The sequence below is a fragment of the Candidatus Chloroploca asiatica genome, from assembly GCF_002532075.1.
Classification (GTDB): domain Bacteria; phylum Chloroflexota; class Chloroflexia; order Chloroflexales; family Chloroflexaceae; genus Chloroploca; species Chloroploca asiatica.
Genome location: NZ_LYXE01000134.1, coordinates 1 through 25073 on the forward strand (window position 1 = coordinate 1; position 25073 = coordinate 25073).

At 58.0% G+C, this 25073-nt stretch carries 18 protein-coding genes; 1 reads left to right on the forward strand and 17 read right to left on the reverse strand.

Annotated features, from left to right (window positions below; genetic code table 11):
* Positions 1-402: 402 nt before the first annotated feature.
* The 12 genes from A9Q02_RS17530 to lepB all read right to left on the reverse strand — a co-directional run bounded on the left by A9Q02_RS17530 (position 403) and on the right by lepB (position 14574).
* Positions 403-996, reverse strand: coding sequence for a winged helix-turn-helix domain-containing protein (locus A9Q02_RS17530; protein WP_097654381.1), 594 nt, complete (start codon positions 994-996; stop codon positions 403-405).
* A 9-nt stretch (positions 997-1005) separates the two neighbouring features.
* Positions 1006-4803, reverse strand: coding sequence for an Eco57I restriction-modification methylase domain-containing protein (locus A9Q02_RS17535; RefSeq protein ID WP_172451092.1), 3798 nt, complete (start codon positions 4801-4803; stop codon positions 1006-1008).
* Between the two features lie 11 nt (positions 4804-4814).
* Positions 4815-6368 (reverse strand): glycosyltransferase family 39 protein, encoded by a 1554-nt coding sequence (locus A9Q02_RS17540; protein WP_097654383.1) that lies wholly within the window; start codon positions 6366-6368, stop codon positions 4815-4817.
* The gene (locus A9Q02_RS17545; RefSeq protein ID WP_097654384.1) at positions 6365-6637 is read right to left on the reverse strand and encodes a hypothetical protein; all 273 of its coding nucleotides are present in this window, start codon (positions 6635-6637) and stop codon (positions 6365-6367) included. The genes A9Q02_RS17540 and A9Q02_RS17545 overlap by 4 nt, the downstream gene beginning before the upstream one ends.
* A 340-nt stretch (positions 6638-6977) precedes the next feature.
* Complete coding sequence (bicA, locus tag A9Q02_RS17550; RefSeq protein ID WP_097654385.1) at positions 6978-8645, reverse strand: bicarbonate transporter BicA; 1668 nt, start codon at positions 8643-8645, stop codon at positions 6978-6980.
* Positions 8646-8807: 162 nt separating this feature from the next.
* A complete protein-coding gene (gene add, locus A9Q02_RS17555) occupies positions 8808-9848 on the reverse strand; it encodes an adenosine deaminase (RefSeq protein ID WP_097654386.1) in 1041 nt (346 codons plus the stop codon).
* A 74-nt stretch (positions 9849-9922) separates the two neighbouring features.
* A complete protein-coding gene (prfA, locus tag A9Q02_RS17560) occupies positions 9923-11005 on the reverse strand; it encodes a peptide chain release factor 1 (RefSeq protein ID WP_097654387.1) in 1083 nt (360 codons plus the stop codon).
* Positions 11006-11090: 85 nt separating this feature from the next.
* Entirely contained in the window at positions 11091-11282 is a 192-nt protein-coding gene (gene rpsU / locus A9Q02_RS17565) for a 30S ribosomal protein S21 (RefSeq protein ID WP_097654388.1), read from the reverse strand.
* Between the two features lie 206 nt (positions 11283-11488).
* Positions 11489-12010: an adenine phosphoribosyltransferase gene (locus A9Q02_RS17570; RefSeq protein WP_097654389.1), complete on the reverse strand. Its 522-nt coding sequence runs from the start codon at positions 12008-12010 to the stop codon at positions 11489-11491.
* A 51-nt stretch (positions 12011-12061) separates the two neighbouring features.
* A complete protein-coding gene (locus A9Q02_RS17575) occupies positions 12062-12469 on the reverse strand; it encodes a protease inhibitor I42 family protein (RefSeq protein WP_097654390.1) in 408 nt (135 codons plus the stop codon).
* 143 nt (positions 12470-12612) lie between these two features.
* Positions 12613-13749, reverse strand: coding sequence for a glycosyltransferase family 4 protein (locus A9Q02_RS17580; protein WP_097654391.1), 1137 nt, complete (start codon positions 13747-13749; stop codon positions 12613-12615).
* A gap of 30 nt (positions 13750-13779) precedes the next feature.
* Complete coding sequence (lepB, locus tag A9Q02_RS17585) at positions 13780-14574, reverse strand: signal peptidase I (protein WP_097654392.1); 795 nt, start codon at positions 14572-14574, stop codon at positions 13780-13782.
* Between the two features lie 92 nt (positions 14575-14666).
* Between lepB and A9Q02_RS17590 the strand changes: the two genes are divergently transcribed.
* The gene (locus A9Q02_RS17590; protein WP_097654393.1) at positions 14667-15665 is read left to right on the forward strand and encodes a radical SAM protein; all 999 of its coding nucleotides are present in this window, start codon (positions 14667-14669) and stop codon (positions 15663-15665) included.
* 25 nt (positions 15666-15690) lie between these two features.
* Here the strand turns inward: A9Q02_RS17590 and A9Q02_RS17595 are convergent, their stop codons facing one another.
* The 5 genes from A9Q02_RS17595 to A9Q02_RS17615 all read right to left on the reverse strand — a co-directional run bounded on the left by A9Q02_RS17595 (position 15691) and on the right by A9Q02_RS17615 (position 24856).
* Positions 15691-17145 carry a Gmad2 immunoglobulin-like domain-containing protein gene (locus tag A9Q02_RS17595; RefSeq protein ID WP_097654394.1) on the reverse strand — a complete coding sequence of 485 codons (1455 nt, stop codon included), beginning with the start codon at positions 17143-17145 and terminating at the stop codon, positions 15691-15693.
* 3 nt (positions 17146-17148) lie between these two features.
* Positions 17149-17895, reverse strand: a complete 747-nt coding sequence (locus tag A9Q02_RS17600) for a prolipoprotein diacylglyceryl transferase (RefSeq protein ID WP_097654395.1) — start codon at positions 17893-17895, stop codon at positions 17149-17151.
* Positions 17895-18473 (reverse strand): peroxiredoxin family protein, encoded by a 579-nt coding sequence (locus A9Q02_RS17605; RefSeq protein WP_245860639.1) that lies wholly within the window; start codon positions 18471-18473, stop codon positions 17895-17897. Before A9Q02_RS17605 ends, A9Q02_RS17600 begins: the two co-directional genes overlap by 1 nt.
* Positions 18474-18597: 124 nt before the next feature.
* Entirely contained in the window at positions 18598-19602 is a 1005-nt protein-coding gene (locus A9Q02_RS17610) for an HD domain-containing phosphohydrolase (protein WP_245860640.1), read from the reverse strand.
* Entirely contained in the window at positions 19568-24856 is a 5289-nt protein-coding gene (locus tag A9Q02_RS17615; protein WP_172451094.1) for a response regulator, read from the reverse strand. The genes A9Q02_RS17610 and A9Q02_RS17615 overlap by 35 nt, the downstream gene beginning before the upstream one ends.
* Between the last annotated feature and the right edge of the window lie 217 nt (positions 24857-25073).

Sequence of the window (25073 nt, forward strand, 5' to 3'; positions counted from 1 at the left end):
GGCCACGGTTCCACGCCTGATCAGGGTTGTGGCATCCTGATCAGGGCAGTTGCGTTGATGAGAGCAACGAGGCAGTGGAACAATGGCCGACATGAGGAACCAGGACAATCCTGGAGCGAAAACAAGTGCTGACGTGACCGCCCAGGCTGTTAGACGGGCGGAAGCCCTACACCCGTGCAGGGTGATCAGACGAGCAGAGGCTGTTACACGGGCGGAAGTGGTTTTAAGGGGCGGGGGGCAGGGGGTGAGACGGGCAGAGGCTGTTACACGGGCAAAATCCCTACATCCGGGCAGAGGCTAGGCGACGAGCAAAAGCTATTACACGAGCAAGGGCGGGCGACGAGCAAGGGCTGTTAGGCGCGAAAAACTCTTTACACTTTCTTCAAGCTAGGATTATGTAAACTAGTGATTGCAGAGCCTTATCTTAGGTGTACCAATAATGGCTAAAACCACGCCGTAGCCCATTGCGACCAGGAGATCGACCACCAGGCGCTCGAAGAAGCGTGGCGAGACTTGTTTCACCCGCTCTAGGAGCTCCAGGGCCAGGGTGCTGCGCAGAGTCTGGTAGCTGGCTTCGAGGGCTTCTTCGGGCGAGGCGCTTTCTTCCTCTGTCAGCGGTGTTGCTGCCGGGCCGTTCTCGCTAGGCTGCCGGCCTTTGCTGCGGAAGGCCAGATGTTCAGGGTAGCGCATCAGGTAGGCGACGGTGATGCGCTCGGGTGGATTCGCCAGGAGTTCGCGCCCGCGCTCGGTGATGTGGAACCAGCCTCGCCGGGGACTCTCTAGCAGCAGCGCTTTGCCGAGATGCGTGCGCGCCCAGCCGACCCGGTTGTCGAATTTGGTCTGGATGCCGCTTGGTAGCATCTCGGCACGCTCTTCCTCGCTCAGGTGGAAGTGCTGCGCTAAGGTGTCGGCAACGTCGCTGACGCGATGCTCGCGGCCATCGGCGGCAAGTTGCAGCATCGGTAGCATCAGGTTTTGGAAATCGGGGATGGTCATAGTAAAATTCTATTTATTTACCGGCATTCGTGGCGGCGCAGTTTCCCACAGTAATGCAACATCCTCTGGCGTCAGGCCGTAAGCAGCGTTGACCAACTCAGCCAGACGTCGCTCCAGTCCCAGTGCTTCGGCCCGGTGTTGTTGAACAGGCTTAGCTTGTTCAGCGTAGCCGTCGCGCAGTGCCCGTAGTCCTGCTGGCGAGAGTTTGCCTGAAGCCTTGGGGCGACGCTTCTTAACCTCCTCGATAAACTCTGGTTCACTAAGGGTGGAGAACTCGGCAAGCTTCTGGCCTGGTGTCGCTATATCGAACTCGCTACGCAACCAGTCAAGCGTATCGCGCCGCGCTTGCTGCCCAGCTCTGGTAATGGCGATCAGCCGATCCACTGCTGGCGCGACGACCTCGCGGGTGGCATCATTAGCCGGAGCGATTGGTAACTTCTCGATTAGAAAGCCAGCCGGGTTAAGAGCTTCGTCTTTCATATGCGGCAGATAGCGCCAGTTATGCCACCACATGAGCGGGGAGTTAAGAACTGCAAGGAGCCAATGGTCAGGGACCGGAATAAAAAACCCTTTATCGTTAGTAAATGCTTGAGACTTATCAATTCCATATTGTGAGTGGAATTGAATGACTTGATACATTACCTTTGGTTTTTCAAAAGCCTCATAGTACGCACAGGATCGTAGCTCCCACCAATAGTGCCCTTTGTCCTGACGGGCGCGCAATCGCACCTCCATAGGCTTCATAAAGGCGTAGAGCGAGGGATAGTGCTCGCGGAAAGCGATCTCAGCCGCTTGTTCCGGGGTATGACTCCAGGGCCAGAAATTATTTTCGCTGGACTTGAGCACAATCATCCACAGTCCTTGCCACTCGGGCGTCCAGCGTTTAATATCCTGCCCGCGCAGGTACGGCTTAATGACTTGCTCCGAACGCGGATCTTCTTGCACCAGGCGTGTTTTGGTCGGCGTATCGATCAGGAACGCCTCGTTAAAGCCGGTCTTGATACCATAAAAGGGCTTCACCCCAGCATACTCAATCAGCGGTATGCCAGCGCAGCGGATCTTCTCTATAAGCGCATCGGTGCCGGTTTGTTCCAGGCTCCAGGCATTGCGACCCAGGCGGTGCTGAGGCACAGGGTGGCTGTAGCGAGCCACGTAGCTGTCCAGGCTCACTAAGCCCAGAGCATCTCGTGGAAAGCTCGTTACTTGCACCTCGTGATCTTTCAAGTCTGCATCCGCTGAAGGTTTCGTCACCACGATAATCACCGGGAAGACATCGGCACCCTCAAAGATTGGAGCGTGGCCGAAATCAATGATGCGCTCAATGGTTGCATGGGAGGCGAAGTAAGCCCGTAGCCCCTCGCCATAGCCAGCCCGTAGCCACTTGTTGGTTGTGATATACCCCAGCCGCCCGCCGTGCCGCAGCAGCTTGACGCCCTGGTGAAAGAAGGAGACAAAGAGATCCGCTGTGCCGCTGTAGGTTTCGGGGTAGGCTCGTTGCAGGTAGGGTTTGAGTGGGCCGAGTTGTTCCTGGCGTACGTAGGGCGGGTTGCCAATGATCGCGTCAAAGCCGGCCTGTTCCCCCAGTGGGCGACCGTGGCGATCAAAAAAGACTTCGGGGAATTCGAGATCCCAATGCAAGAAACGTTGCGCTTCGGCCAACGCCCGTACCTGCGCCAGCAGCGGCTCGTAGGCGGGCATGGCAAACGCTCCGCTCTCGCGCTTGCTGGCATACGCAAGCAGACTCGGCCAGAGGCTCTGGTCGGGCGCCTGGGCGAAGTCGTCGGCGGTGCGCAGATCGGCCTGCACCGCAAAGCGTTCGGTCAATTCGCGCCGGATCAACTCGTACAGGTGCTCTTGCTCTTTGACTTCGGCGACGGTGCGCCCGGCGCTGCCTTCAATCAGCCACATCGAGCCGACGGCGCTCGACATCGCCCCGGCAAAGGCCGGGTCTTCGAGCATCGAGAGCTGCCCTGCTTGCGCCGCCGCCACCTCTTTCTTGCTGCGTTTCGCCTGCTTCACGGGCTTGCTGGCCGCAACCTCGGTCGCCCTGGCCCCCACCAGGGCATTGCCGCAGCGCAGGTGATGGTCAAGGAAGGAGAGCGGGCGGCCCTTCGCGGCGGTCGCCAGCCAGAGCGAGAGCTTGGCGAGATCGACCGCGAGCGGGTTGAGATCGACACCGTAGATGCAACTCTGCGCCACGCGCCGCTTCCAATAGACCAGATCAGGCTCCTCACCGGCCTCGGCGGGCGGCTGCACGCCCAGTTCGACGAGGTAGCGTGCGATATACTCCGTCGCCGCCACCGGAAAATGCCCGCTGCCCATCGCAGGATCGAGGCAATTCACCGCCAGCACCGCCGCAATCTTCGCCTCGTCCGTCGTCTGACCAGCAACCGCCTCCTCCAGCAGCGGGCGGATGGTCTGCTCGACAATGTACTGCACCACGAAATCGGGCGTGTAGTAGCTGCCGGTGCGGTGACGCTCGCCCTTGTCATTGAAGAGATCAAGCGTGAAGCCGTCAGACGTGGGCGCAATCGGCTGCAAATGATACTCAAGCAAGCCTTCGTAGATCGTGCCAAGATGTCGCTCGGCCAGATCGCGGTAATCGATCTGCTCCTTCTCGACGCGGGCGAGCTTATCCAGCGCCCGCTGAAGCTGCGCATCACCAATCGTATAACGCTCAAGAAAGGGATGCCGCTGCGGATCGAACAGGCCCCCATTGAAGGTCGCAACCTGAAGCGGCGGACTCCCGCCATTGATAATGTGGAAGAGATCGCGCAAGCGCGCCCACGTACGCCCGGTATCAGCCAGCAGCGTCAGCCCACTATCGAGACGCCGCACCACCTGACGCACCGTCGCCGCAAGACTGTAATCCTCGCGATAGGCCGCACTCGCACGCAACGGCAGCAACTCACGCGCCTCGGCGTAAAAGATAAAGAGCAACCGATAGAGCACAATCAGGCTATGGCTATAGACCTCGCGCAGCGTCTCAGGCGTCGGTTCCAACCGATTGCCCGGATAATCGAGCAAACCCTGAGCAAGATGGCGGAGCGCATCAAAAACCTGCGCCTTGAGGCTCTCACTCACGCCACGAGCATAGGCACTGCTCTCGCGGAGCATCGCCTCGAGCGCGAGCGGTTCCGCCGCCGGAGGGTTGAAAGCCTCCCGCCGAAAGAAGGCATAGAAATAGAGGAACGCATCAACATCACCGGACTCGGCCAACTGACGCAGATCGACCTCGTAGAAGCGATCCTGCTTATGAACGGTATCCTTATGATAGAGCCGCCAGAAGCGCCCATTGGTCAAGATGCCCCAGGCGACTCCGCTATGGCGCATATAAAAAGCGATCTGATCAGCCGGCACTTTATTGATCTCATCGCTCTCGCCGGTACTCGAAACATCCAGCTTGCGCTCCCAATGCTTCGCATCGCCCACCGCAAACGCCGCACCGAAATCGGCATCCGTCAGCACCCGACCTTTATTAGCATTCAGCGCAGCCTGATCGCAGTAGAAAACATAATCAGGCTTCTTCGTCCCCTTGGGCGTACGTAGCGCAGCCTGCACCTCAAAGCTATGCCCAAGCGCCAGCAGCACCGGACGCACCAGATCATGCTCCGTCTGCGCCTCATTATTCGACGGCGTAAAAGCCGCCAACAGCGCCCGCACCTGCGCCAGCACCGGAATAGCTTCAGCACGTAGCGCCAGCCAATCCTCACGTTGCGGCAACGTCACATCAAGATAACGATCAGCAAAAAGCTGACGATTGTAGTGGCGCTGAGCCAAGGCCAGCGAGAGTTGCGCTGCTGACATAGGGGTAAACATCATGAGTACACCCGCGCCACAGCCCAGACGCGCCACAGGCACACGCCCGCGCTCAGCGCAGTGAGCACACCAAGCGTAGGATAGAGCGCGGGCACCGCAAAGAGCCAGGGCTTGCCGGCGGTCAACGCCTCGAGCGTCCAGGGTTGTCCATAGTATTCGGTGATCAGCGTAACAAGGCCGTAGGTATTGAAGATAAAGAAGAAGAGCACGAGCGCCAACAACATCAGTGTGCTCATACGGCGAGGCAGGAGACCGAGCATGCCAAAGACGAGTAGCCAGATCGTGGCACCGAGCATGCCAAAGAGGTAGCGCCCTCGCGAAATATAGACATAGTCGCCATAGGGTGGGATTGGATGCACACGCAGCAACAAAGCGGCCGCCCCGACCGCGATCAGGCTCAACATCATCCAGATCACCCGGCGCTGCCAGAGCGCCACCTCATCGCGGCGGCGGAAAGCCCGGATAAGCAAGCCAAGGCCCGCGGCGGCACTGAGCAGCAGAAAGATGATCGTCCAGACCCCGTCGAGCACGATGCGATCCCAGCCATAGGCACCCCAGTGGGTCCGAAACGCAACCTGAAGCGTAAAAGGATAGAGTTGCGCACTATTTTCCCAATCCATAATCGACAGGAAAAAGGGTTCAAGCCTGAGGCGCAGATACTGCTGATCGAGTTGCAGAAACCAGGGGCGCAACTCGAACGTCATCCCGGCCTCAGTCTGCGCGATCTGCACTGCGGCCACGAATCCGCCTGTGACAAGGGCCAGCCCAAGCAGCAGCGTCACCCAACGCCAAATTCCACGGATCGGCTGGCGTTTCAGCGACCAGAAGAGCGCCAGCACCAGCGGCACCACGCCGAGCACCGCCGTCCGTTTGGCTGCCACCCCAATCCCCAGGCTAAGCAACGCCATCAACAACGGCAACGGGCGCAGACCATCGCGAATCAGCAGCGCACAGGCAAGCAACAAGATAGCCCCGGTCGCATTGATCAGCACATCGTTATTGACCGTCACCATCAACGAGGCAAACGCCGGCAGCGTGGCATAGATCAACGGCACCGCCACCTGGAGTGACGGCTGATCAGGGGCCAGCACAACCGCGAGGCGCCAGACCGCCAGCACCGACACCACATAGAGCGCGAGACTCAAGAGACGGGCTGCATAAAGTTGCGTTTCGATGGACTGATCAAGCGTCTGTTCAATCGGAAGCGCGACAAGTTCATAATAGAAGGGCGGATGAATGCGCTGATTGAAACCAATGAAAGGCACCCCAGGCGAGCGGTAGGTCGGCTCGCCATCAGGCCCCCAGAAGTCAAAGCGCAGCATCGAATCGGCAATTGGCTGCACAAACTCATTGCGGTAGGTCGCAAGATCACTCGCAGCGCGGATCAACGCATGCTCAAAATGGGTCGGCTCATCATAACCCTGCCAGGGCAGCACCAGAAAGAGATAGAGCAAACCGTGGAGCACCGCAAAACTCAACAGACACCCAAACGTCACCCAATCAGTTGCCTTGCGGTGGGAAGAAGCAGGAGGATCGGCAGCAATCTGGGTCATCGTCGTCTCCGCAGCCAGCGCATCGTCCAGAGCGCCAAAAAGAAGACTGACGCCGTAATCGTCAGCCTAATCAACTCAAGCCAGAGCATGTGACGGGCGATCAACATCACCCCAATGAGAAAGAGGGCAAACCCGCTGAAAAACCAGGACTCAATTGGTGCAGCGAGGGGAATACGGCGCATATGATCGCCATAACTCAGCGTCGCAAAGAGGATCGCAGCACCACTGATCACCACCGCCAACTCAGCGAGATAGGGCCACGCTTCCATCCCACAACTCCTCACATGCGCCTGAACCACGAACTTCGCACGCACGCATGGTAGCACACACCACGCAGAGGACGCAACCAAGAGTACGGGCACGGCTAGGGCGATTGCATCATACGAAACCGGATACAAGAAGACGCTCTATCAGGGCACCCGCAAGGGGTGCCCGTACACCGGATCCGGCCCCCGGCCGGTAGGGGCACCCCTTGCGGGTGCCCTGGCCTGGTGCATCCACGCAAGATGCAATCGCCCTACGGGCACGGCGCCGCCGGGCCCCCACGCCCCGTGCCCCCACGCCCCGTGCCCCCCCCGCTCCAGGAGGCGGGTGAGGGCGAAAAGTCGATCAAGCCGCGATGCCCGGCAATGCAGGCATCACCTGCCCCACTGCCCGCCGCAGGGCCGCTGGGCGATGGCAAAAGACATGATCCTCTGGAATCATGGCAAAAATATCGAGCCGACTCAACTGGCGATGCATCGCAGCAGTCGGGCTCACGATGAAGACCTCGCCCCTCGCTTCGACGGCATCTTTGATCGCATTCTCGATCGCCAGCGAAATCGTATCATCCAGCAGGGGCACATTGCTCAGATCGATCACCACGGCATCATACTCGCTGATGGTTGCGTGCTGACGCGCAATCGCCTTCGAGACCCCAAAGATCATCGGGCCACTCAGGTAAAAGAGCAAGACCCGTCCATCGGCCTGTTGCAACAGGTTGCGTTCTTCGTCACTCATCTGGATTGCATCATCAGCATCACTAATCGCCTTCACATGCTCTGACTGCAACGCGCTCAGCCGCTCGATCGTCAGGATATTGGCAATAAAAATCCCCACCCCAACCGCGACAATCAGATCAACAAAGACCGTCAGCAACAACACGCCATACATAATCACGGTCGTCTGGAATGAGACCCGATGCGCCCGTTTGAGCAAGCTCCAATCGAGGATGTTGAACCCAACATGCATCGCAATGCCGGCGAGCACAGCAAGCGGGATCTGTTCGGTCAACCTGGCTGCCCCGAACACCACGATGAGCAATAGCAAGGCCCGGATCACTCCGGCAAGCGGCGTTCTCCCTCCACTCTGGATATTGACCACGGTTCCCATCGTGGCCCCCGCCCCCGGCAACCCCCCAAAGAGACCCGCGAAGAAATTGCCAATGCCCTGACCAATCAACTCCTTATCCGAACGATGCTCAGTACGGGTCAGGCTGTCGGCAATCATTGCCGTGAGTGTCGTATCAATGCACCCGAGCATCCCCAGGATAAGACCATCAATCACCATCGTCGTGATCTGCTCGGGGGTAAAGGTGGGCAAGATCAGCTCGGGCAAGCCAACCGGAATCACCCCGATCCGACGGAGATCTTCATTGGCAAAGACCAGCAACGAGACAACCGTTCCCGCAACAAGCGCGATCAACTGAGGGGGCACATAGCGTTTGAAGCGCGCCGGAAAGAGAAAGAGAATTGCCAGCGTCAAAACACCCAGGATCGTCTCGGTGGGGCGGATATTCGCCACCAGGGTCGGCAGATTTTGCAGCGTCCCCAGCACTCCCCCCGGCGGACTCGGCTGGCCCATCAGCGGGGCGAGTTGCAGCGTCATCAGGATAATGCCAATGCCCGACATAAAGCCCGAAATGACACTGTAGGGCATCAGCGTAATGTACTTGCCCAGTTTGAGCAGGCCAAACAGGATCTGAAAGAGCCCTGCAAGCATCACCACCGTAAAGGCCATGGCCATCCCTTGATCGGGATTTTGCGCCAGCATCGCGACAATGACCGCCGTCATCACCACCGTCATCGGGCCAGTTGGCTCTGAGATGAGCGTTGATGTCCCCCCAAAGAGCGCCGCAAAGAGCCCAACCAGAACTGCCCCATACAACCCGGCTGCAGGTCCCGCGCCCGAAGCAACCCCAAACGTCAACGCCAGCGGCAACGAAACAATGGCCGTCGTCACCCCACCGAACAGGTCCCCGCGAAGGTTATCGAACCGAAAGTGATTGAAGACCTGCATACCCTCTCCCAGGCTACATGCTCCTTGCGCCGCTTTGGAATGCTATTTAATTCACGACATATATATCGTATTATAACACACTATGCAGCCCTGGCGCATAGCAAAAAAAAACAAGCCAGCATTGCTGGCTTGTTTTTTTACTCTGTGCCACCCTATTGGCTGTTACACCCCAAGGCGTTGACGGAGCAGCGTGATCTCTTGTTCAACCCGCATCGTGAGCGCCTCCTGGTCAGAGGCGGGCAAGAAGGTCGCCCGGGCCGCTGTGCTGACTGTACCACACAACTGGTCGAGCGTAAGGCCGAGGTGCGTAAGCGAGCGACGGTACTCTTCGGTCAACGTCGTCGCAAAGAAGGTAGGATCATCAGAATTGATCGTCACCTGGACGCCCGCAGCAAGCAAAGAGGGCAACGGGTGGCTTGCCCACGTCTTGATGGCACCGGTCAACAGATTGCTACTGGGGCAAATATCAAGCACAATGCCCCGTTCGGCCAGCGTCTGCACCAGGAGGGGATCATCAACGCTGCGCACACCATGGCCGACCCGCTGCGCCTCAAGAAACTCGATCGCGCCCCAGACACTCACCGGCCCGACCACCTCACCGGCGTGGGCCATCACCCCAAGCCCCGCCGCACGGGCAGCCGCAAAGACAGGGGCAAACGGCTCGGGGGGATGCCCGATCTCATTGCCGCCAATCGACCAGCCGACAACCCCACGGTGCATCAGCGCACAGGCGACTTCGAGTGACTCCCAGGCGCGTTCGGGGCCATACTGGCGCCCATAATCAAGGGCCAGGCGAAGCACAATATCAGCCTCACGCTCGACCTGGGCAAAGCCCGCCATCGTGCCCTCAATGACCTCATAGAGATCCAGCCCACGCAGCAGGTACTGCATCGGTGAAATCATCACCTCGGCATAGCGCACATTCTGCTGGGCAAGATCATGGCCCAACTCATAGGCTAGTTGTTCAAAATCCTCACCGCTCACGATGGCCCGCGTCATCGCCATAAACACATTGAGGAAATCGCCAAAATCGCGATAGCGAAAGAGAGCGGCGACGCCCTCTTCGTCATTGGCGGGCAAGGTGACCCCATTGCGTTCAGCCAGCACTAACAACGTGCGCGGGGTAATCGTCCCCTCCAGGTGAAGATGGAGTTCCACCTTGGGCATCTGAGTGATAAAGGTCTCAAGCACTGGCGAGAGCACAATGATCTTCCCTGACTATCTTGCCGATGGTGTGTGAAGATTATAGACTATCCTCTCAGCAAGCGCCAATCGAATCACGCAATGCCGGAAGCCTGGAGGCGTTCGGCATTATCATGCACGATCAGGGCATCAATAATCTTATCGAGGTTGCCAGCGAGCACACCGGGCAGATTCGAGAAGTTCTGGCCGATCCGATGATCGGTGATGCGATCCTGAGGGAAGTTGTAGGTACGAATCTTCTCGGCGCGTTCACCGGTGCCAACCTGGGCAAGGCGTGATGAGCTCAGTTCACGATCCTGCTTCTCTTGTTCACGGGCATAGAGCCGCGCCCGCAACACGGCCATCGCCTTATCCCGGTTCTTGATCTGCGAACGGCCATCCTGACATGTCACCACAATCTCATCAGGCGTTCCCGCTCGATACACCAAGCGCACCGCCGAGTCGGTCGTATTGACCCCCTGGCCGCCGTGACCACCGGCGCGGAAGACATCGAGGCGGATCTCATCTGACTTGATCTCGAATTCGGTTGGTTCGACCTCGGGCAAGACCGCAACCGTCGCCGTAGAGGTATGAATACGCCCACGCGCCTCGGTCACAGGCACCCGCTGCACCCGATGCACGCCACCCTCATACTTCATCCGGCTATAGGCCCCTTCGCCGCGGATCTCGAAGATTACTTCTTTCATCCCACCGGTATCACTTTCGGTGGTACTGTTCACTTCAACTTTCCACCCGCGCAACTCAGCATACCGCACATACATCCGATAGAGGTCGCCGGCAAAAAGACCAGCCTCATCGCCACCTTCGCCCTGCCGGATCTCCATAATGACATCTTTGGCATCATTCGGATCGCTCGGCAACAGCAACAAGCGGATCTCCTGGTCGAGCCGGTCAATCGTCGTCTGCTGCTGCTCAATCTCTTCTTGCGCAAGCGCCTTCAATTCAGCATCATCGGTCTCATACGCCATCGTCTGAGCCTCATCGAGCGCAGTGACGGCCTGACGATACGCACGATAGGCGGCCACAAGGTCGGTCAAATCGCTCTGCTCACGCGCATACTGTTGCAAGCGCGGTAAATCAGTCATCACCTCAGGGTTCGCCATCAGGTGATCAAGTTCTTCATAGCGGGCTTCAACAAGTTTCAGCTTATCAAACATGCGGTATAACCTCTAAAAAGACACAAACGACACGAGAAGAGCGGACAAATGCCCGCTAGCCTCGTGTCGTTGTTGTATGAATTGGTTAGAAACCCTTCGACATCTTCTTGCGCCGATTGCGCTCGGCACGACGACGTTTCTCTTTGCGCTGTTCGCTCTTGGAAACGAAGTGCATCTTCTCGCGATATGTTTTGGTAATCCGCTCAGAGACCACGCCCTTATTAAAACGGCGGATCAACTGCTCGACAGTTTCACCTTCACGACGTTCTACACGCATTGCTCTGCATCGATCAATATCGTACGACCACCTCAGATGACCTGGACTCTCATATGCGTGGGGCAACGCTTGTTCCAGACACGCCTGATATTGATCTCGTCTGCTCACCCCCTTTACCGTGGATTTGGTGTGGCCCCATGCAGCCCTCAGAACAACGACGATACACCGTACAAAAGTATAGCCGAGATTCAGACGTTGTGCAAGTCTCAATATTGGATCAGCGAGTAAACCGGATAGCCCTCAAGTTTGTCGCGTCCATTGAGGAACGCCAACTCGATCACAAAGGCAAGTTCAATAACCCGTGCGCCAGCCTGTTCAATCAGTTGCGTGGCCGCACTGATCGTGCCACCCGTCGCCAGCAGATCATCAATGACAATGACCCGTGCCCCTGGCACAAACGCATCACGGTGAATTTCCAGTTTGCTGGTGCCATATTCCAACGCATACTCGATCTGATAGGTATCAGCCGGCAACTTGCCCGGCTTGCGCACCGGCACCAGGCCTACCTTCAATTCCAGGGCAAGCGGGGCGCTAAAGATAAATCCCCGTGATTCGATCCCTACCACCGCGTCGATCCCCAAGGGGCGGTACCGGTCAGCCAACGTCGTGATCACCTGCTGAAACGCCGAGCCATTGCTGATCAGCGTGGTGATATCCTTGAACTGAATGCCCGGAATCGGAAAATCGGGCACATTGCGTACCAGACTCGCAAGATCCACGTTTGTCATCGCTCCTCCTCGCCTAGAGGCAGATATACCATTGAGACCATGCCTATTATACTAGCGGATGACCACCTCGACGGTAAAACTCCGCACTGGCATTTCATCTGGCTCAAAGGGGCGCTTGTAGCCAATCGTCAACATGGTTGTCCCCGCACCTTGGGCAGTAAACCGCAGGGTCTCCATCCCACCGGCACCGGGCATATTCGCGCCCTGGACATACTCAGCCTCGCCCTGTTGCGCGATGATCGCGTCGTCGCCAGCGATGAACTGCCAGGCATAGCCAGTTGAAGGATTGCTCGGCAGGGTAATCGCAAGCACCTGGCCCACGGCCAGTTCAACCGTCTGACCAACCTCATCTTCGGTCAGTTGCACCTCGGGCAAGGGCGGTTGGGGCTGGGGTTGAGCACATGCAGCCAGACTCAGCAGCAGAACGATCACGAAAACGAGACGTTGTGTGTGGTGCATCAACAATTCCTTTTTAATGCTTAAAACCAATACTTTTCCAATAAGCTCACGCGAAGGCGCGAAGGGTTCGCTCACGTACGCGAAAAACGTTGCGCCTTTGCGCCTTTGCGTCAAAACAATCGCCTTATTGCAAGGTATTGTGCTTAAAAACCCCTCACGGCGGCTTCATAGGCGGCGAGCGTTCGTTCTGCCGTCGTATGCCACGAAAAAGCCTTGGCACGCCGCAAACCACGCTCACGCAGATCCTGGTGCAACGCGCGGTCGTCCAGTAGGGCCATGATCGCCTGCGCAAAGGCCCCGGCATCGTGCGGGTTGACCATCAGACCGGCGTCACCAACAACCTCGGGGAGGCTTGCACTCGCCGAGGTGATCACCGGGGTGCCACAAGCCATCGCTTCAAGCGGCGGCATCCCAAAGCCCTCATAAATTGAAGGGAAGACAAAGACGGTCGCAGCAGCATACCAGAGCGGCAGTTCCTCTTCTTCAATATAGCCGACAAACTCCACCAGATCGCGCAACCCAAGCGCCTCGAGACGCTGAAAGACGGCATCATAGAGCCAGCCCTTGCCACCACCAATCAGCAGCGGAACCTGATGGGTGCGCACCACCTGGGCATACGCCTCAAGCAGGGTCGTCAGATTTTTGCGTGGCTCAAGCGTACCGACGGTCAAGAGAAAGCGCTCGGGAAGGCCTTTGCGGGCGCGGAAATCAGCGAGCACACCTGGCTCGGGGGGGCGAAAATGGTCACGGACGGCGTTAGGGGTAACGATAATGCGATCCTCTGGGATACCCAGCAAGCCGACAACTTCGCGTTTGGTATGCTCAGACACCGCCAGAATCCGTGACGCCCGCTTGGCGCTCAGCCGGGTCGCAAAATCCAGATAAGTACGATTATAGGCCCGAAAGGTTTGAGGAAACCGAATAAAAGCGAGATCGTGGATCGTGATAACGCTCGGCACCGAGCAAAAGAGCGGGGCCACATTCAAGACCCCATGAAAGAGATCGGCGCGGATCGAACGCAGCAAGAGTGGGGCGAGCAGTTGTTCCCACGGAATCCGCACGCGCGGATTGATCGTCGGCAGATGGCTAGGGATCACACGAAAGTTGGGAGGCAACCCGAGGGCTGCACTGGTCAACCCACGGGTTGTATAGACGGTATACCGATTCTGGCGATCAAGGCGACCAAGGTGCAGCAACACCTGTTCAATATAGTGCGAAACCCCGGCGCGCCGGAAGGAACGGGTATGGGCAAGCAGATGGGCATTGATGGCAATATGCATAGAATTGATTGTTCCTCGTAGCCCGTCGCGCTACGGTTCAAAAGCAAGCTCGGCTGGCGGTTGATGAGCGTCAGCCAGCGATGCATAGTCATAGTGCGGCACGAGCCCCCACTCGCTCAGCGGATAATAGACAAACCAGGCTTTGCCCACCACCCGCTCGAAGGCCAGCGGCCCCCACTCACGTGAATCACTCGAATTCGCCCGATTATCACCCATCACAAAGAGATGCCCTTCGGGCACCACCAGCGGGCCAGTTTGACAGGCCGAATTAATCATACAGTACGTTGACGCACCACCCAGATAGGGCTGCGCAAGCTCCTGACCATTCACAAAAACCTTGCCATCGCGGATCTCCACGCTATCACCAGGCAAGCCGATCACCCGTTTGATATAATCCTTGGCAACATCATTGGGATACTCAAAGACGACAATATCACCACGGCGCGGCTGATGAAACGGATAGATAATGCGTTGCGGCAGATCCTCCTGGCCGGGCATCAGGCGTAACGGCGCATTGAGGTCAAAGTGAAAATAGACCAACTTGTTGACAAGGATATACTGACCACTGTGCATCGTCGGCTCCATGCTACTTCCTTCGATCTTGAAGTTTTGCACCATACCGCGCACAATAAAGAAGATCAACAAAATAAAGAGGGCTGTTTCCAACAATTCGCGCACAACCCGGCGCACCTGGTTCACACGGAACCCGGGTTGCAGCGGTTCGGCAACGTGCGTCCAGGGCTGATCATCACCAGGGGAACGCTCATACTGAACGGAACGAGCAACCTCATCGTGTTGCCCGGGCCGGAGGGGGGTGTCTTCCATGAAGTTTCTCAAATTGGCCCACGAATACCTATGTTACACTGTTCTATTATACGTCATCTCATGAATGCAATGCTAGAGCAACAGGAACTCGCATGACAGACGCGCACGACCTCGCCGATCTCGTCATCGCCAGAGAAGAAAAGCGAACGACATGTCAGGCGTGCCAATGGCGTTGCACCCTCGCCCCTGGGGAAACCGGGCGCTGCCAGATGCGCGTCGGGGTCAAAGGCGGCATCGCCATGCTCAACTACGAACGCATTGCTGGCGCAGCGCTCGGGCCGATTGAAGATTACCGGCTGTGGCACTTTTTCCCTGACACGATGACGTTGGCGCTAGGCGGATGGGGGTACGCAACCCTGGTAGATCAGGAACGCGGACTGTATAGCGCTCTCCCCGAAGATCCGGCACAGCAGCGGCGGCTTGACCCCGAACGTGCGGCCAACGTCGCCCTCGAACGGCTCTGTCGAGGGGTCATCTGGGCCTTTGGTGAACCAGCGGTCAACCTTGAATATGTCCGCAACCTCTTGCAACTCTGCCGGGCGACCAGTCGCTACACGGCGATGGTAACAACCGGAGCCTTCACCATCGAAGCCCTTGATGCGCTCGGACACTACCTTGACGGCATGAGCCTCGACCTGCGCGGGTTTAGCGACGCGAGCTATGCACGGCTCGGCGGGCTCCCCGCGTGGCGCGAGGTCTTGGACATCGCCGAGCGGGCCCAGCAACGCTGGCAATGTCACCTTGAAATAACGACCCGCATCCATCATGGCGTCAACGACAACCCTGACGAACTGGCCGCGCTCATTGACTGGATCCGCGACACCCTGGGTGCGTCCACCCCCTGGCATATCCTACCTGGCGATACCGGCAGCGCCACGGCAGCCTCAACCATGCGCGCCCGGCGACTCGGCCACGAACGCGGCCTCTGCCACATCTACGGCGTTGAACCAGACCAAGAGACCCTGTGCCCCCACTGTGCACAAACGCTGATCACCCGCACCAACGACAGCACGCGCATCGTCGGACTTGAGGGCACAGCCTGCACCGGATGTGGGCAGGAAACGGGGATCAGACGATCGATTTTCAAGTAAGCGTGTAGGTCAATCGCCCTGCCGCTTACCCCGCTGGCCGTCCATTGCGGCAGAGGATCACTGTGGTGCGGGTGTCGGTGTGATAGTCGTAGAACTGTTCGTCTAGCTTGAGCACGATCTGGTAGCCTGGGGTGAGTACCTGGAGGTAGTTTTGGCCTGGTTCAGGACAGCCCAGTGAGCCGTCCGGCCAGACGACTTCGTCGGCAGCGTGCAGGCTGATTGCTGCAAACGAGGCGCCGGTACGCTTGATGAGATCGGCTTGCGCAAGGGCAATTGCTCGGTCGATGCCACGCGCAAGACCGTCAATGATCACTGGTTGGCGAGCGAGGATTGTTTCGCTGCCATCAAGCGGCGAGACGGCAAAGACCTCGATGACACCAGGAGTTTCGGTTTCGGGTGGCGTGAATACGAGGCTCGCCACAAAGGGGCCGGGAATGTTGAGATCGGGACGCTGCACCGAGGTTCCAACCTGGGCGATGATCGCGCCGCTGGCCGTGCGGAGCCGGAGATCAATGCCCGCCTCAAAGGCTCGCCCTCGCTCAAAGCCTTGCACAAGTACCGGACTGCTGATGCGCGTCGCCGCCGCAGGCACCGTAATCAACGCTTGCTGTCCCTCGGCAAAGGGTAGCTCGTAACGCCAACGGTAGTAGTGCAAGCCGACGTTGCCCATTTCGACCTGAAATTGGGGCGGGTTGCTCGGGGTGTAGGTCAGCAACCGCCGCTCGAAGGGCTGCACCATGACGTCACGCTCGACCCCGGCAATTGGGACACGCACCCAGAAGGCGTCAGCAAGAGGATAACCCGCGACATAGAGCCAGTCGAAACGCGGGCTCGCTTGCACAAAACGCCGCTGCTCGTACACGACTCCGCCTTCGTTGAGGTATGACCAGAAGGCCCGTGGAATGCCATACCCATTGACAACCGCACTGTCAATGCGTGCCGCCGCAAGGTTGGCGAACTCTGGGGCGGCACGCAAGCCAGCGGGCGTCAAACGCTGTGCGACGGTATCGCCAGGGCCAAGGCGCGGTTGCACCCGTACATAGGGCTGCAAATCGGCGTAGGTTGGAAAGGTCGCGTTAGGATCGCCCGCCACCGGGATGGTCGCTGGTGCCAACGCCACAAAAGCGCCATTGCCAACCTGCACCCGCCCATCAATCATGTCACGCACGAGTAACCCGCTCGTGACAAACCAGAGGCTAGCTGGATCACCAAGCGGATCATTGATCTCCATCCGCCCCTTGTCGAAGTATTGCACCGAGCGAAACTGCTCCGGCCCATCAATATACCACTCCCGCAGCCCTTGCGTGCGCGGAACTGGCCCCCAGAGCCACGAATGGCTGCCACGTCCCTGCTGCACCGGGTAATCGTTGCGCTCCCAGATCGTCCTAAAAGCGGGAGGAACAGAGGTCTGGGCCGCAGCACTCAGCGGCAGAAGGATGGTCAATAGAAGCAAAAGACCGAAGGCATAGCGCATAGCCATGGTTCACCTCATATAATCGGGATGCAGTTGTATCTTCTTGCCCCACCACCGCATCGCGCCCAACATTAGGCCCAGGCCGACGATCTGCGCGATCCGTAGGCCAAAAACAGTGAGCAGTGAGTCGCCACGCAGTGACTCAAGCAATAGCATCGTCAGGCCCTGCAGCCAGAGGTAGACGGCAAAGAGTGCCCCCGGTGCTAGGGAACGTCGGGCAAGTAGCTGAAGTATGCCATAACTTATGAGCGCCGCAAGCATCAGATAGATCTGTGTTGGATGGCGCATGGTGCCAAAAAGGGGAATGCCCCAGGGCAATGCCGTGGGCATACCAAAGGCTTCGCCACTCAGCAAGAGACCGAGGCTGGCAATCGCCTGTACCAGCGGCAAGGTCAGCGCCGCGACATCCGCGATGGGCGCAAGGTCGCACCGTCGCCAACGACACCAGAGCCACACTGCGGCCATGCCACCGATCAGCGCCCCCGCCCAGGCGAGATCGGCAACCCGTAGCGCGACAAAAAGCCCCGGATTGCGCCCATAGAGATCCCAGTTGAAGAGCCCATACCAGAGCCGCCCGCCAAGCAGCGCCCCCGCCAGCAATGGCAGGGTGAGCCGTGAGACCTGATCGACCAGTTCCGCGCCGCCTCGCTGACGCGCAATGCGTTCGCTCAGGAACATCCCCACCATGATCCCGAGCAGCAGCAGCAGACCGCCACTGCTCAGGTTGAGCGGGCCAAGCGGAATGAGTGGGTACATTATGGCGCCTCGGCCAACAATTGTTCGACCGTACCGGCAATGACGCTGCGCGCCAGTGGGCCACGGTAGACGGCGCGAATCACCCCGGCTCGATCCACAAAAAAGCTTGATGGCATGACCCGTGCCTGATACGCATTGCTCACGGTGCCATCGAGATCAAGCAACGCAGGAAAGGTGAGGCCGCTCGCCTCCATATAGCCCGCAACGGTTGCGGCATCCTCGCGCGAATTGACCGCCAGCACGGTGAAGCCCTGGTCACGGTACTGTTCGTACGACGCCTGAATCATCGGCATCTCGGCGCGACACGGCGGGCACCAGGTCGCCCAGATGTTGATCAAGACCACCTGGCCGCGCAGGTCAGCGAGTTGCACCGGTTGCCCCGTGAGATCGAGCAGGGTAAAGTCAGGCGCAGGATGGCCTTCACGGGGTGCGGGTACCGTTGCAACGCTTGCTGCACCAGGCTCGGCCAACGCAACCGGCTGATCAGGGCGCACACGGGTCAGAACGATCAACCCAAGACCCACCACCAGCGTGACAAGCATGAGCATATCCCACTGGCTACGACGAAGCATCACCATATACTGTCTTACTGCTCCTCTAGGTTCTCTAGGATCAATAGCATTCAAGGAAGCTCACGCGAAGACATGAAGGATTCGTGCCTCTCCACGAAAACCTTTGCGCCTTTGCGTCAAAACAACCACCTTATTTGCAAGGCATTGCCTCGAGGACTTGAAAAAAGAGTTCGACCGCCCACGGATCAAAGTGTGTCCCGGCTTGCGCCCGCAAATAGGCCAGAACCTCGTGTTCGGGCCAACCCCGGCGATAAGGGCGATCAGAACGCAGGGCGTCCCAGACATCGACGACCGCAAAGAGTCGCGCCGCCAGCGGAATAGCATTACCCGCCAGGCCACGCGGGTAGCCCGTGCCGTCCCACTTTTCGTGGTGGCAATAGGGAATATCGAGGGCTGGTTGAAGGTAAGTGATCGGCGCCAGCATATCATAAGCATACTGCGGATGCTGGTGCATAATGGCCCACTCTTCGTCAGTCAATGGCCCTGGTTTGAGCAGAATCGCATCCGGGATGCCAAGTTTGCCAATATCGTGCAGCAACGCTCCACGCCGAAGCGCGGTCAACTCAGGTTCAGTGGTGCCAGCAGCACGGGCCATACGTATGGTCATCTCGGTCACACGCAACGAGTGGCCCTCAGTCTCTTTATCGCGCAGATCGAGGGCATGCACCCAGCCTTCGATGGTTGCGTCATAACTCGCGATCAGGTCCTCGTGGGCATGCTGCAGAGCAGCGCGCTCTTCAAGTAGGCTCCGATAGCGATTGAGCCGGGTAATCGTTTTGACCCGTGCCCGCAACTCAGCCCGTTTGAAGGGTTTGCTAATGAAATCGTCAGCACCAGCTTCAAGCCCACGGAGGCGCGACTCTGAGTCATCAAGCGCCGTGACCATCACGACGGGCACTTCGGCCAGATGTGGATCGGTGCGCAGGCGTCGGCACACTTCAAATCCATCCATGCCTGGCATCATCACATCAAGCAAGATGACATCGGGCGTCAGGGCAGCAGCTTGCTGCAACGCTTCAGGCCCATCAGCCGCAAACGCCAGCGTATAGCCCTGCCCATAGAGCAGATCTTCCAGTGTCTCGCGGCCAATCGGGTTATCATCAACAATCAGGACAATGCTCGGTGCTGGCATCATAGCCCCCATGCGGATGGTCGAGAAGGCTCTCAATTCTGTCAACCAGGCCACGCAGACTCACCGGTTTGGTGAGGTACTCACTTGCCCCTGCTTCCATACAACGCTCACGATCACCAGGCATTGCAAGGGCCGTCAACGCAATAATCGGCGTCAGCGCAAACGTAGGATCAGCGCGCAACTGCCGGATCGCCTCAAGCCCATCGATTTCAGGCATCTGAATATCCATGAGCACGAGATCGGGTGGCGTCTCGGCGGCCAAGGCAAGGGCTTCACGCCCATTACGTGCCACCGAGAGCCGATAGCCTTTGTCTTGGAGATAGTCACCAATCGCAACAATATTGACTTCGTTATCTTCGGCCATCAGGATGTGGGTTGCTGATGGGCGTCGTGCTGGTGCTGAAGCAATGACAACCGCTTCACGTGGTGCTTGGAGCGTATGCACCGCAACACCCAGCGCCCGACGCAGCGTCTCGCGCGAGATAGGCTTCACCAGGTATTCGGCGGCCCCGGCCGCCAAACCACTCACCCGATCATCAACCACCGAAACAATGATTACTGGTATCGCCTGCAAGATTGGATCAGCCTTCAGTTGGGCCAGGATCTCCCAGCCTGATTGGTCGGGCATCTGGAGATCGAGGAAGATGACATCAGGATGGAGGTGAGCAACCTGATCAACGGCCCCGATACCCCGACTATAGACGACCGCATTGATCTTGAGTTCCTCCAGATACCGGGCGATCTGTTCACCGGCCGTCTCTGAGTCTTCAATCACCAATGCCGAACGGAGCAGTTCGGAAGCAGGCTCGGTTGCCAGATGGTGCAGCAAGCGTGATGAAACCCTGGGCAGCGGTGGATAAGGCAGCGCGACGGTAAAACAACTCCCCTTGCCGAGTTCACTCGTCACGCTCACACTGCCCCCGTGCAACTCAACCAGGCGACGCACCAGCGCAAGGCCAAGACCGGTTCCTTCATGCTGACGGCTCAGGCTCGAGTCGAGCTGGATAAAGGGCTTGAAGAGTTGGTTCGCACCTTCGGGCGCCATCCCAATACCGGTATCCTCAACGGCGAAACGGATCACTCCCTCGTCAGCCAGTGCCTCAACAAGCAGACTCACCCGGCCCCCTGACGAGGTGAATTTTACCGCATTGCTGAGGAGATTGACAAGGATCTGTTTGAGCCGCTTGGGGTCAGCTTCAACCTGGGCTTGTGGTTCATTGATCTGCATCTGCAGCTGAATGTGCTTTTTATTGGCAAGTTCTTTGACAAAGACCATGCTTGCCTCACAGATATCGCTGACCATCAGGATTTCAGGCTGCAGATCCATGCGTCCGGCTTCAACTTTCGAGAGATCGAGGATATCGTTGATCAAAGCCAGCAGATGACGCCCACTCGCTTCGATATTGCGCAAGGATGCCTGCTGGCGTTCGTTGAGCGGACCACGCAATTGTTCCAGCAAGCCTTCGCTCAAGGCCAGGATTGCATTGAGCGGCGTCCGCAACTCGTGGCTCATATTGGCCAGAAACTCATCTTTGGCGCGCACAGCACGGGCAAGTTCCAGGTTGATATGGCTAAGATCCGCCGTACGCTCATCAACCCGCCGGGCCAACAGATTGCGCTCGTTGATCAGCGCCTCTTCAGCACGCCGTCGCTCAAGCCAGAGAGCAAGGGCATGGGCAATACTATCGAGCATGTTTTGCTCTTCAGAGATCGGCTGCACGTCTTCAAGATACACGACCTGCAAGCTCCCGATCGCGCCCCTACCCACAAGAATGTCGGCACGAATGCGCGGCAACGCATCGTCAATGACTGCATCGCCCCTCGAACGATACCTGCATCCATCAAGCTCGATAATTGCCAAGGCGATCTCAGGATACTGCATCGCAGCCACAAGATAGCCAATGACCTGACGACAAAGTTCATCAAGGGAGGGGTTCTGGTCAAGCAAGCGCTGCACCTGACGCAAACAGGTCAATTCTTTGAGGCGCTCTTGCAGATCGTGTTCCATCTGCTTGCGCTGCGTCATATCTTTACCCGTCGCGACAAAGTTGGTGATCACGCCATGCTCATCACGCACCGGGGTGATCGTCTTGGCTTCATAGATAAGCTGACCATCTTTGCGCCGATTGCGAAACTCGGCCTGAAAGGACTCGCCACTGAGAATCGTGGCCCAGAGATTGGTATAGAAGGCACTGCTCTCCAGGCCCGATTTGAGAATACGCGGTGTCTGCCCCACGACTTCAGCACAGGTAAACCCGAACTGGCGTTCGAAGGCCGGATTGACATACTGGATGATGCCATTGATGTCGGTAATCAACACCATGTCATCCATCTGTTCCACCACCCGTGAGAGACGCACAATTTCGGCGGCTGACCGCCGTGCCTCCGTCACATCACGGACGATCGCCACCGCCTCGCGCTCGCTCTGGTTGACGCTCAGCCGCGCTTCAAAGAAGTGAGGCGTATCGCCAAGCAGCAGTTGATATTCAAAGGTCTGCAACGCGTCAGTGGCAAAAGCCGTCGTGATCGCTGCCTGCCATTGTTCACCAACCTCTGGAGGCAGCACCTCCCAGAATGTCTTGCTAAGGAAGGCTTCTGGCGGCACATACAGAAGTTCAGCCGTCCTGGTCGAATAATCAAGAATAATGCCTTCATCGTTCACCCGGAACATGATATCCGGAATCGCCGCAAGCAACACACGACTACGCCGCTCACTGGTACGTATCTGCGCTTCCGCTTCGCGGCGTTGCTGCTCCTGGGCCATAAATTCCAGCGCAAAGGCAATGTCAATGGCCATTTCATCAAAAAGCTTGAGTTCAGCTTCATCAAAGAAATCGGTCTCAGGCGCATACAGATTCAGCGAACCCTCTACCTTGCCCGCAACAATCAGGGGAAAGACCGCGAGCGCATCATACCCAAGGCGCAACGCATCCTCGCGCCAGGGGTCCATGCGTGGATCATTGGCGATATCATTGATCACGATATGCTCCCCATGTCGCAGAGCGGTCGCCGTAGGCCCACGCCCACGCGGGCTATCGTCAAGCGCGATGCGCAACTTGCCCAGATAATCGCCAATTTCGCCCGCCCAGGCAACCGGTTGCACTTCACTTGTCTCCGGATCAAGCAAGCCAATCCAGGCCATGCGAAAGCCCCCCTGGGTAACCGCGATCTGGCAGGCGGTGGTAAAGAGGAGCTGCGGATCACGCACGCGCACAATCGTCTCATTCACCTCACTCAGCACGATATAGGCACGATTGAGCTTCTGCAAACGGGCTTCGGCCTGCTTGCGCTCGGTGATATCCTGCACTGTGCCAATAATTCGTTGCGGTTTATCTTCGGACTGGCTCAAGGAGATAGCTGCTTCAAACCATTGCTCGCGCCCTAGCGAGGGGTTGAGCCGATATTCGAGGTTTACGCGCTCTTGGCGCGCCAGCGCCTCGGCCTGCGCCGCAAGCAAGATCGCACGATCATCGGGATGAACCCAGGTGATAAACTCATCAAAGGAGGGGACCCCAGCCTTGGGATCCCGCCCAAACAGGCGAAACATCTCGTGTGACCAGAAGCCCGTGCCAGTCGCAAGATCAAGATCCCAACTCCCCAGATGGGCCACCTCCTGGGCCATCTCAAGGCTCGCCTGACTCTGCGCCAGCAAGAGATCGGTGCGCTGGCGCGACCGTATATAAAGGAGGAAGAGCGTAGCGGTGAACAGCCCGATCCCAAGGGTAGGCCAGGCCATCCAACCGCGAATAGCAGCCACATACGCCGGGCCAGGCCGAACGACAAACTCCCACGTGCGGCCATAGAGCTCGAGACGGTGGGTGGTCACATAGCGGGACGCCTCGAGTTGGGCTGGGCTCACCTCGTCAGCAGGTGCCAAGGTCTGGCTTCCCGAGAGCGACGGTTGAAAAGCCAGCAACGGCGGCGCTCCTTCCGTCACATCAAAAAGGTAGAATTCAAGATCATGAGGCGTCGTCGCACCAAGTGCCTGTACGACCACCTCTTCCATCTGGAGAATGAGAAAGACCATCCCTTCAAAAGCCGCCTGACGCTCGGCAAGGGTCTCTATGGGGGTATCAACAGCATAGAGCGGGCTAATGAGCAAGACATGCAACTCATCATCGGTCGTTGAAATCAGCTTGAGTTGCGGAGTCAGCATTGTCTCACCACGATCACGCGCACGCATAATCGTCGCAGCACGGACTTGCTCGGATGCCATATCAAAGCCTAGGGCCGGACGATTGAGCTCAAAAGGCTCAAAAAAGGTCGCCGGAAGATAGAAAGGCCGCTCAGCGACAGGTATCGGTTGACCGGTGGCATCACGTTCATAAAGCATAGAGGAGGAAAAACCCTCTTCACGCAGCGCTTGCTCAAACGCGGCCCGCTCTTCTTGCGGCACTACGGGCGACCACGCCATCGTCTGAATACTCGGTGAACGCGCCAATAGAGGGGTGACAAAACGAAGAAACTCAGCGCGATCAACCTCATCTGAGGCGTCATAGAAGGAGCGCACCGCGAGCAACGAGTAGTCGTGGTCAGACATCGTTGTCTCAACCGCCCGTACCAACTCGACACTATCGGCTTCAAGACGGGCTTGCAACTGACGCTCTTCATAGTTGAGCGCAAGCGTAAAAGCAAACAACGCCAACCCGACCATCAGACTTGCCAATGGGCCAACCAGTACTTCCAGGCTCACGCGGTTATGCCTGATCCGGCTTGCAACAATGACTGCCGGAACAAGTATCAAGATGCCAACATAGGCACTTATCCACCAGCGTCCAAACAGGATTGGCACCTGCGCCCATGGCAACACCCCGGCCACGGCCAGGGCCACTATGCTGGCAGCAGGGGCCACCGCAGCCGTTACCCCATTCAAGAAGAGGCCCCGTACCACCAGTTTCACCGTGCGCGGCGGCAATGGACTGGCAAACCGGCGCAGCAAAAAGGCCCCGAACAGGGCTTGCATTGTTGCACCAAGCGCGAAGACCAGGGCCAGGACCGGGGTCATCGCGCCGCCAAGGAGCGAAAGACTGGCGAGAAAACCTCCCGCCAGCACCCCCAGGCTCAACCAGTAGCCGCCGACAACAACGCCGGCCAGCGCCACACCTGCCGCCGGCCACACCGCAACGATCGGATCAAGCGGATCGAGAAAGAAGAGGGTAATACGAAAAACTGCCACATAGACCAGTGCCAGCAGTAAGATGTTCCCTATAAGCCGCAAACGGCGCGATGGCGAAACAAGCCTGGTTGGATTTTGCATAGACACTGGTCTCTCAAACGTGATTATGCAGTGTAAGAGGGCAGCCATGAGACCGGTAATCGTATTGTATCACCCGATAGGGGGACTTTCAATGTCCGAACTATGCCGGGTGATCCAAGCCAGCGCTGCGGGCTTCGATACCCGCACAGGAACGCCTCCTGGGGGCTTCATTCTTATGGTACAATAAAGTATGCACAGGTTTTTTTCGGTTTTTGCA

Bases quoted from the DNA above. Each gene is read 5' to 3' on its own strand.
- A9Q02_RS17610 (WP_245860640.1), bottom strand. From the start codon at position 19,602: ATGATGCCAGCACCGAGCATTGTCCTGATTGTTGATGATAACCCGATT.
- A9Q02_RS17575 (WP_097654390.1), bottom strand. From the start codon at position 12,469: ATGCACCACACACAACGTCTCGTTTTCGTGATCGTTCTGCTGCTGAGT.
- A9Q02_RS17600 (WP_097654395.1), bottom strand. From the start codon at position 17,895: ATGTACCCACTCATTCCGCTTGGCCCGCTCAACCTGAGCAGTGGCGGT.
- A9Q02_RS17615 (WP_172451094.1), bottom strand. From the start codon at position 24,856: ATGCAAAATCCAACCAGGCTTGTTTCGCCATCGCGCCGTTTGCGGCTT.
- A9Q02_RS17580 (WP_097654391.1), bottom strand. From the start codon at position 13,749: ATGCATATTGCCATCAATGCCCATCTGCTTGCCCATACCCGTTCCTTC.
- A9Q02_RS17595 (WP_097654394.1), bottom strand. From the start codon at position 17,145: ATGGCTATGCGCTATGCCTTCGGTCTTTTGCTTCTATTGACCATCCTT.
- A9Q02_RS17590 (WP_097654393.1), top strand. From the start codon at position 14,667: ATGACAGACGCGCACGACCTCGCCGATCTCGTCATCGCCAGAGAAGAA.
- rpsU (WP_097654388.1), bottom strand. From the start codon at position 11,282: ATGCGTGTAGAACGTCGTGAAGGTGAAACTGTCGAGCAGTTGATCCGC.
- A9Q02_RS17530 (WP_097654381.1), bottom strand. From the start codon at position 996: ATGACCATCCCCGATTTCCAAAACCTGATGCTACCGATGCTGCAACTT.
- lepB (WP_097654392.1), bottom strand. From the start codon at position 14,574: ATGGAAGACACCCCCCTCCGGCCCGGGCAACACGATGAGGTTGCTCGT.
- A9Q02_RS17540 (WP_097654383.1), bottom strand. From the start codon at position 6,368: ATGACCCAGATTGCTGCCGATCCTCCTGCTTCTTCCCACCGCAAGGCA.
- bicA (WP_097654385.1), bottom strand. From the start codon at position 8,645: ATGCAGGTCTTCAATCACTTTCGGTTCGATAACCTTCGCGGGGACCTG.
- A9Q02_RS17545 (WP_097654384.1), bottom strand. From the start codon at position 6,637: ATGGAAGCGTGGCCCTATCTCGCTGAGTTGGCGGTGGTGATCAGTGGT.
- A9Q02_RS17535 (WP_172451092.1), bottom strand. From the start codon at position 4,803: ATGTCAGCAGCGCAACTCTCGCTGGCCTTGGCTCAGCGCCACTACAAT.
- prfA (WP_097654387.1), bottom strand. From the start codon at position 11,005: ATGTTTGATAAGCTGAAACTTGTTGAAGCCCGCTATGAAGAACTTGAT.
- A9Q02_RS17570 (WP_097654389.1), bottom strand. From the start codon at position 12,010: ATGACAAACGTGGATCTTGCGAGTCTGGTACGCAATGTGCCCGATTTT.
- A9Q02_RS17605 (WP_245860639.1), bottom strand. From the start codon at position 18,473: ATGGTGATGCTTCGTCGTAGCCAGTGGGATATGCTCATGCTTGTCACG.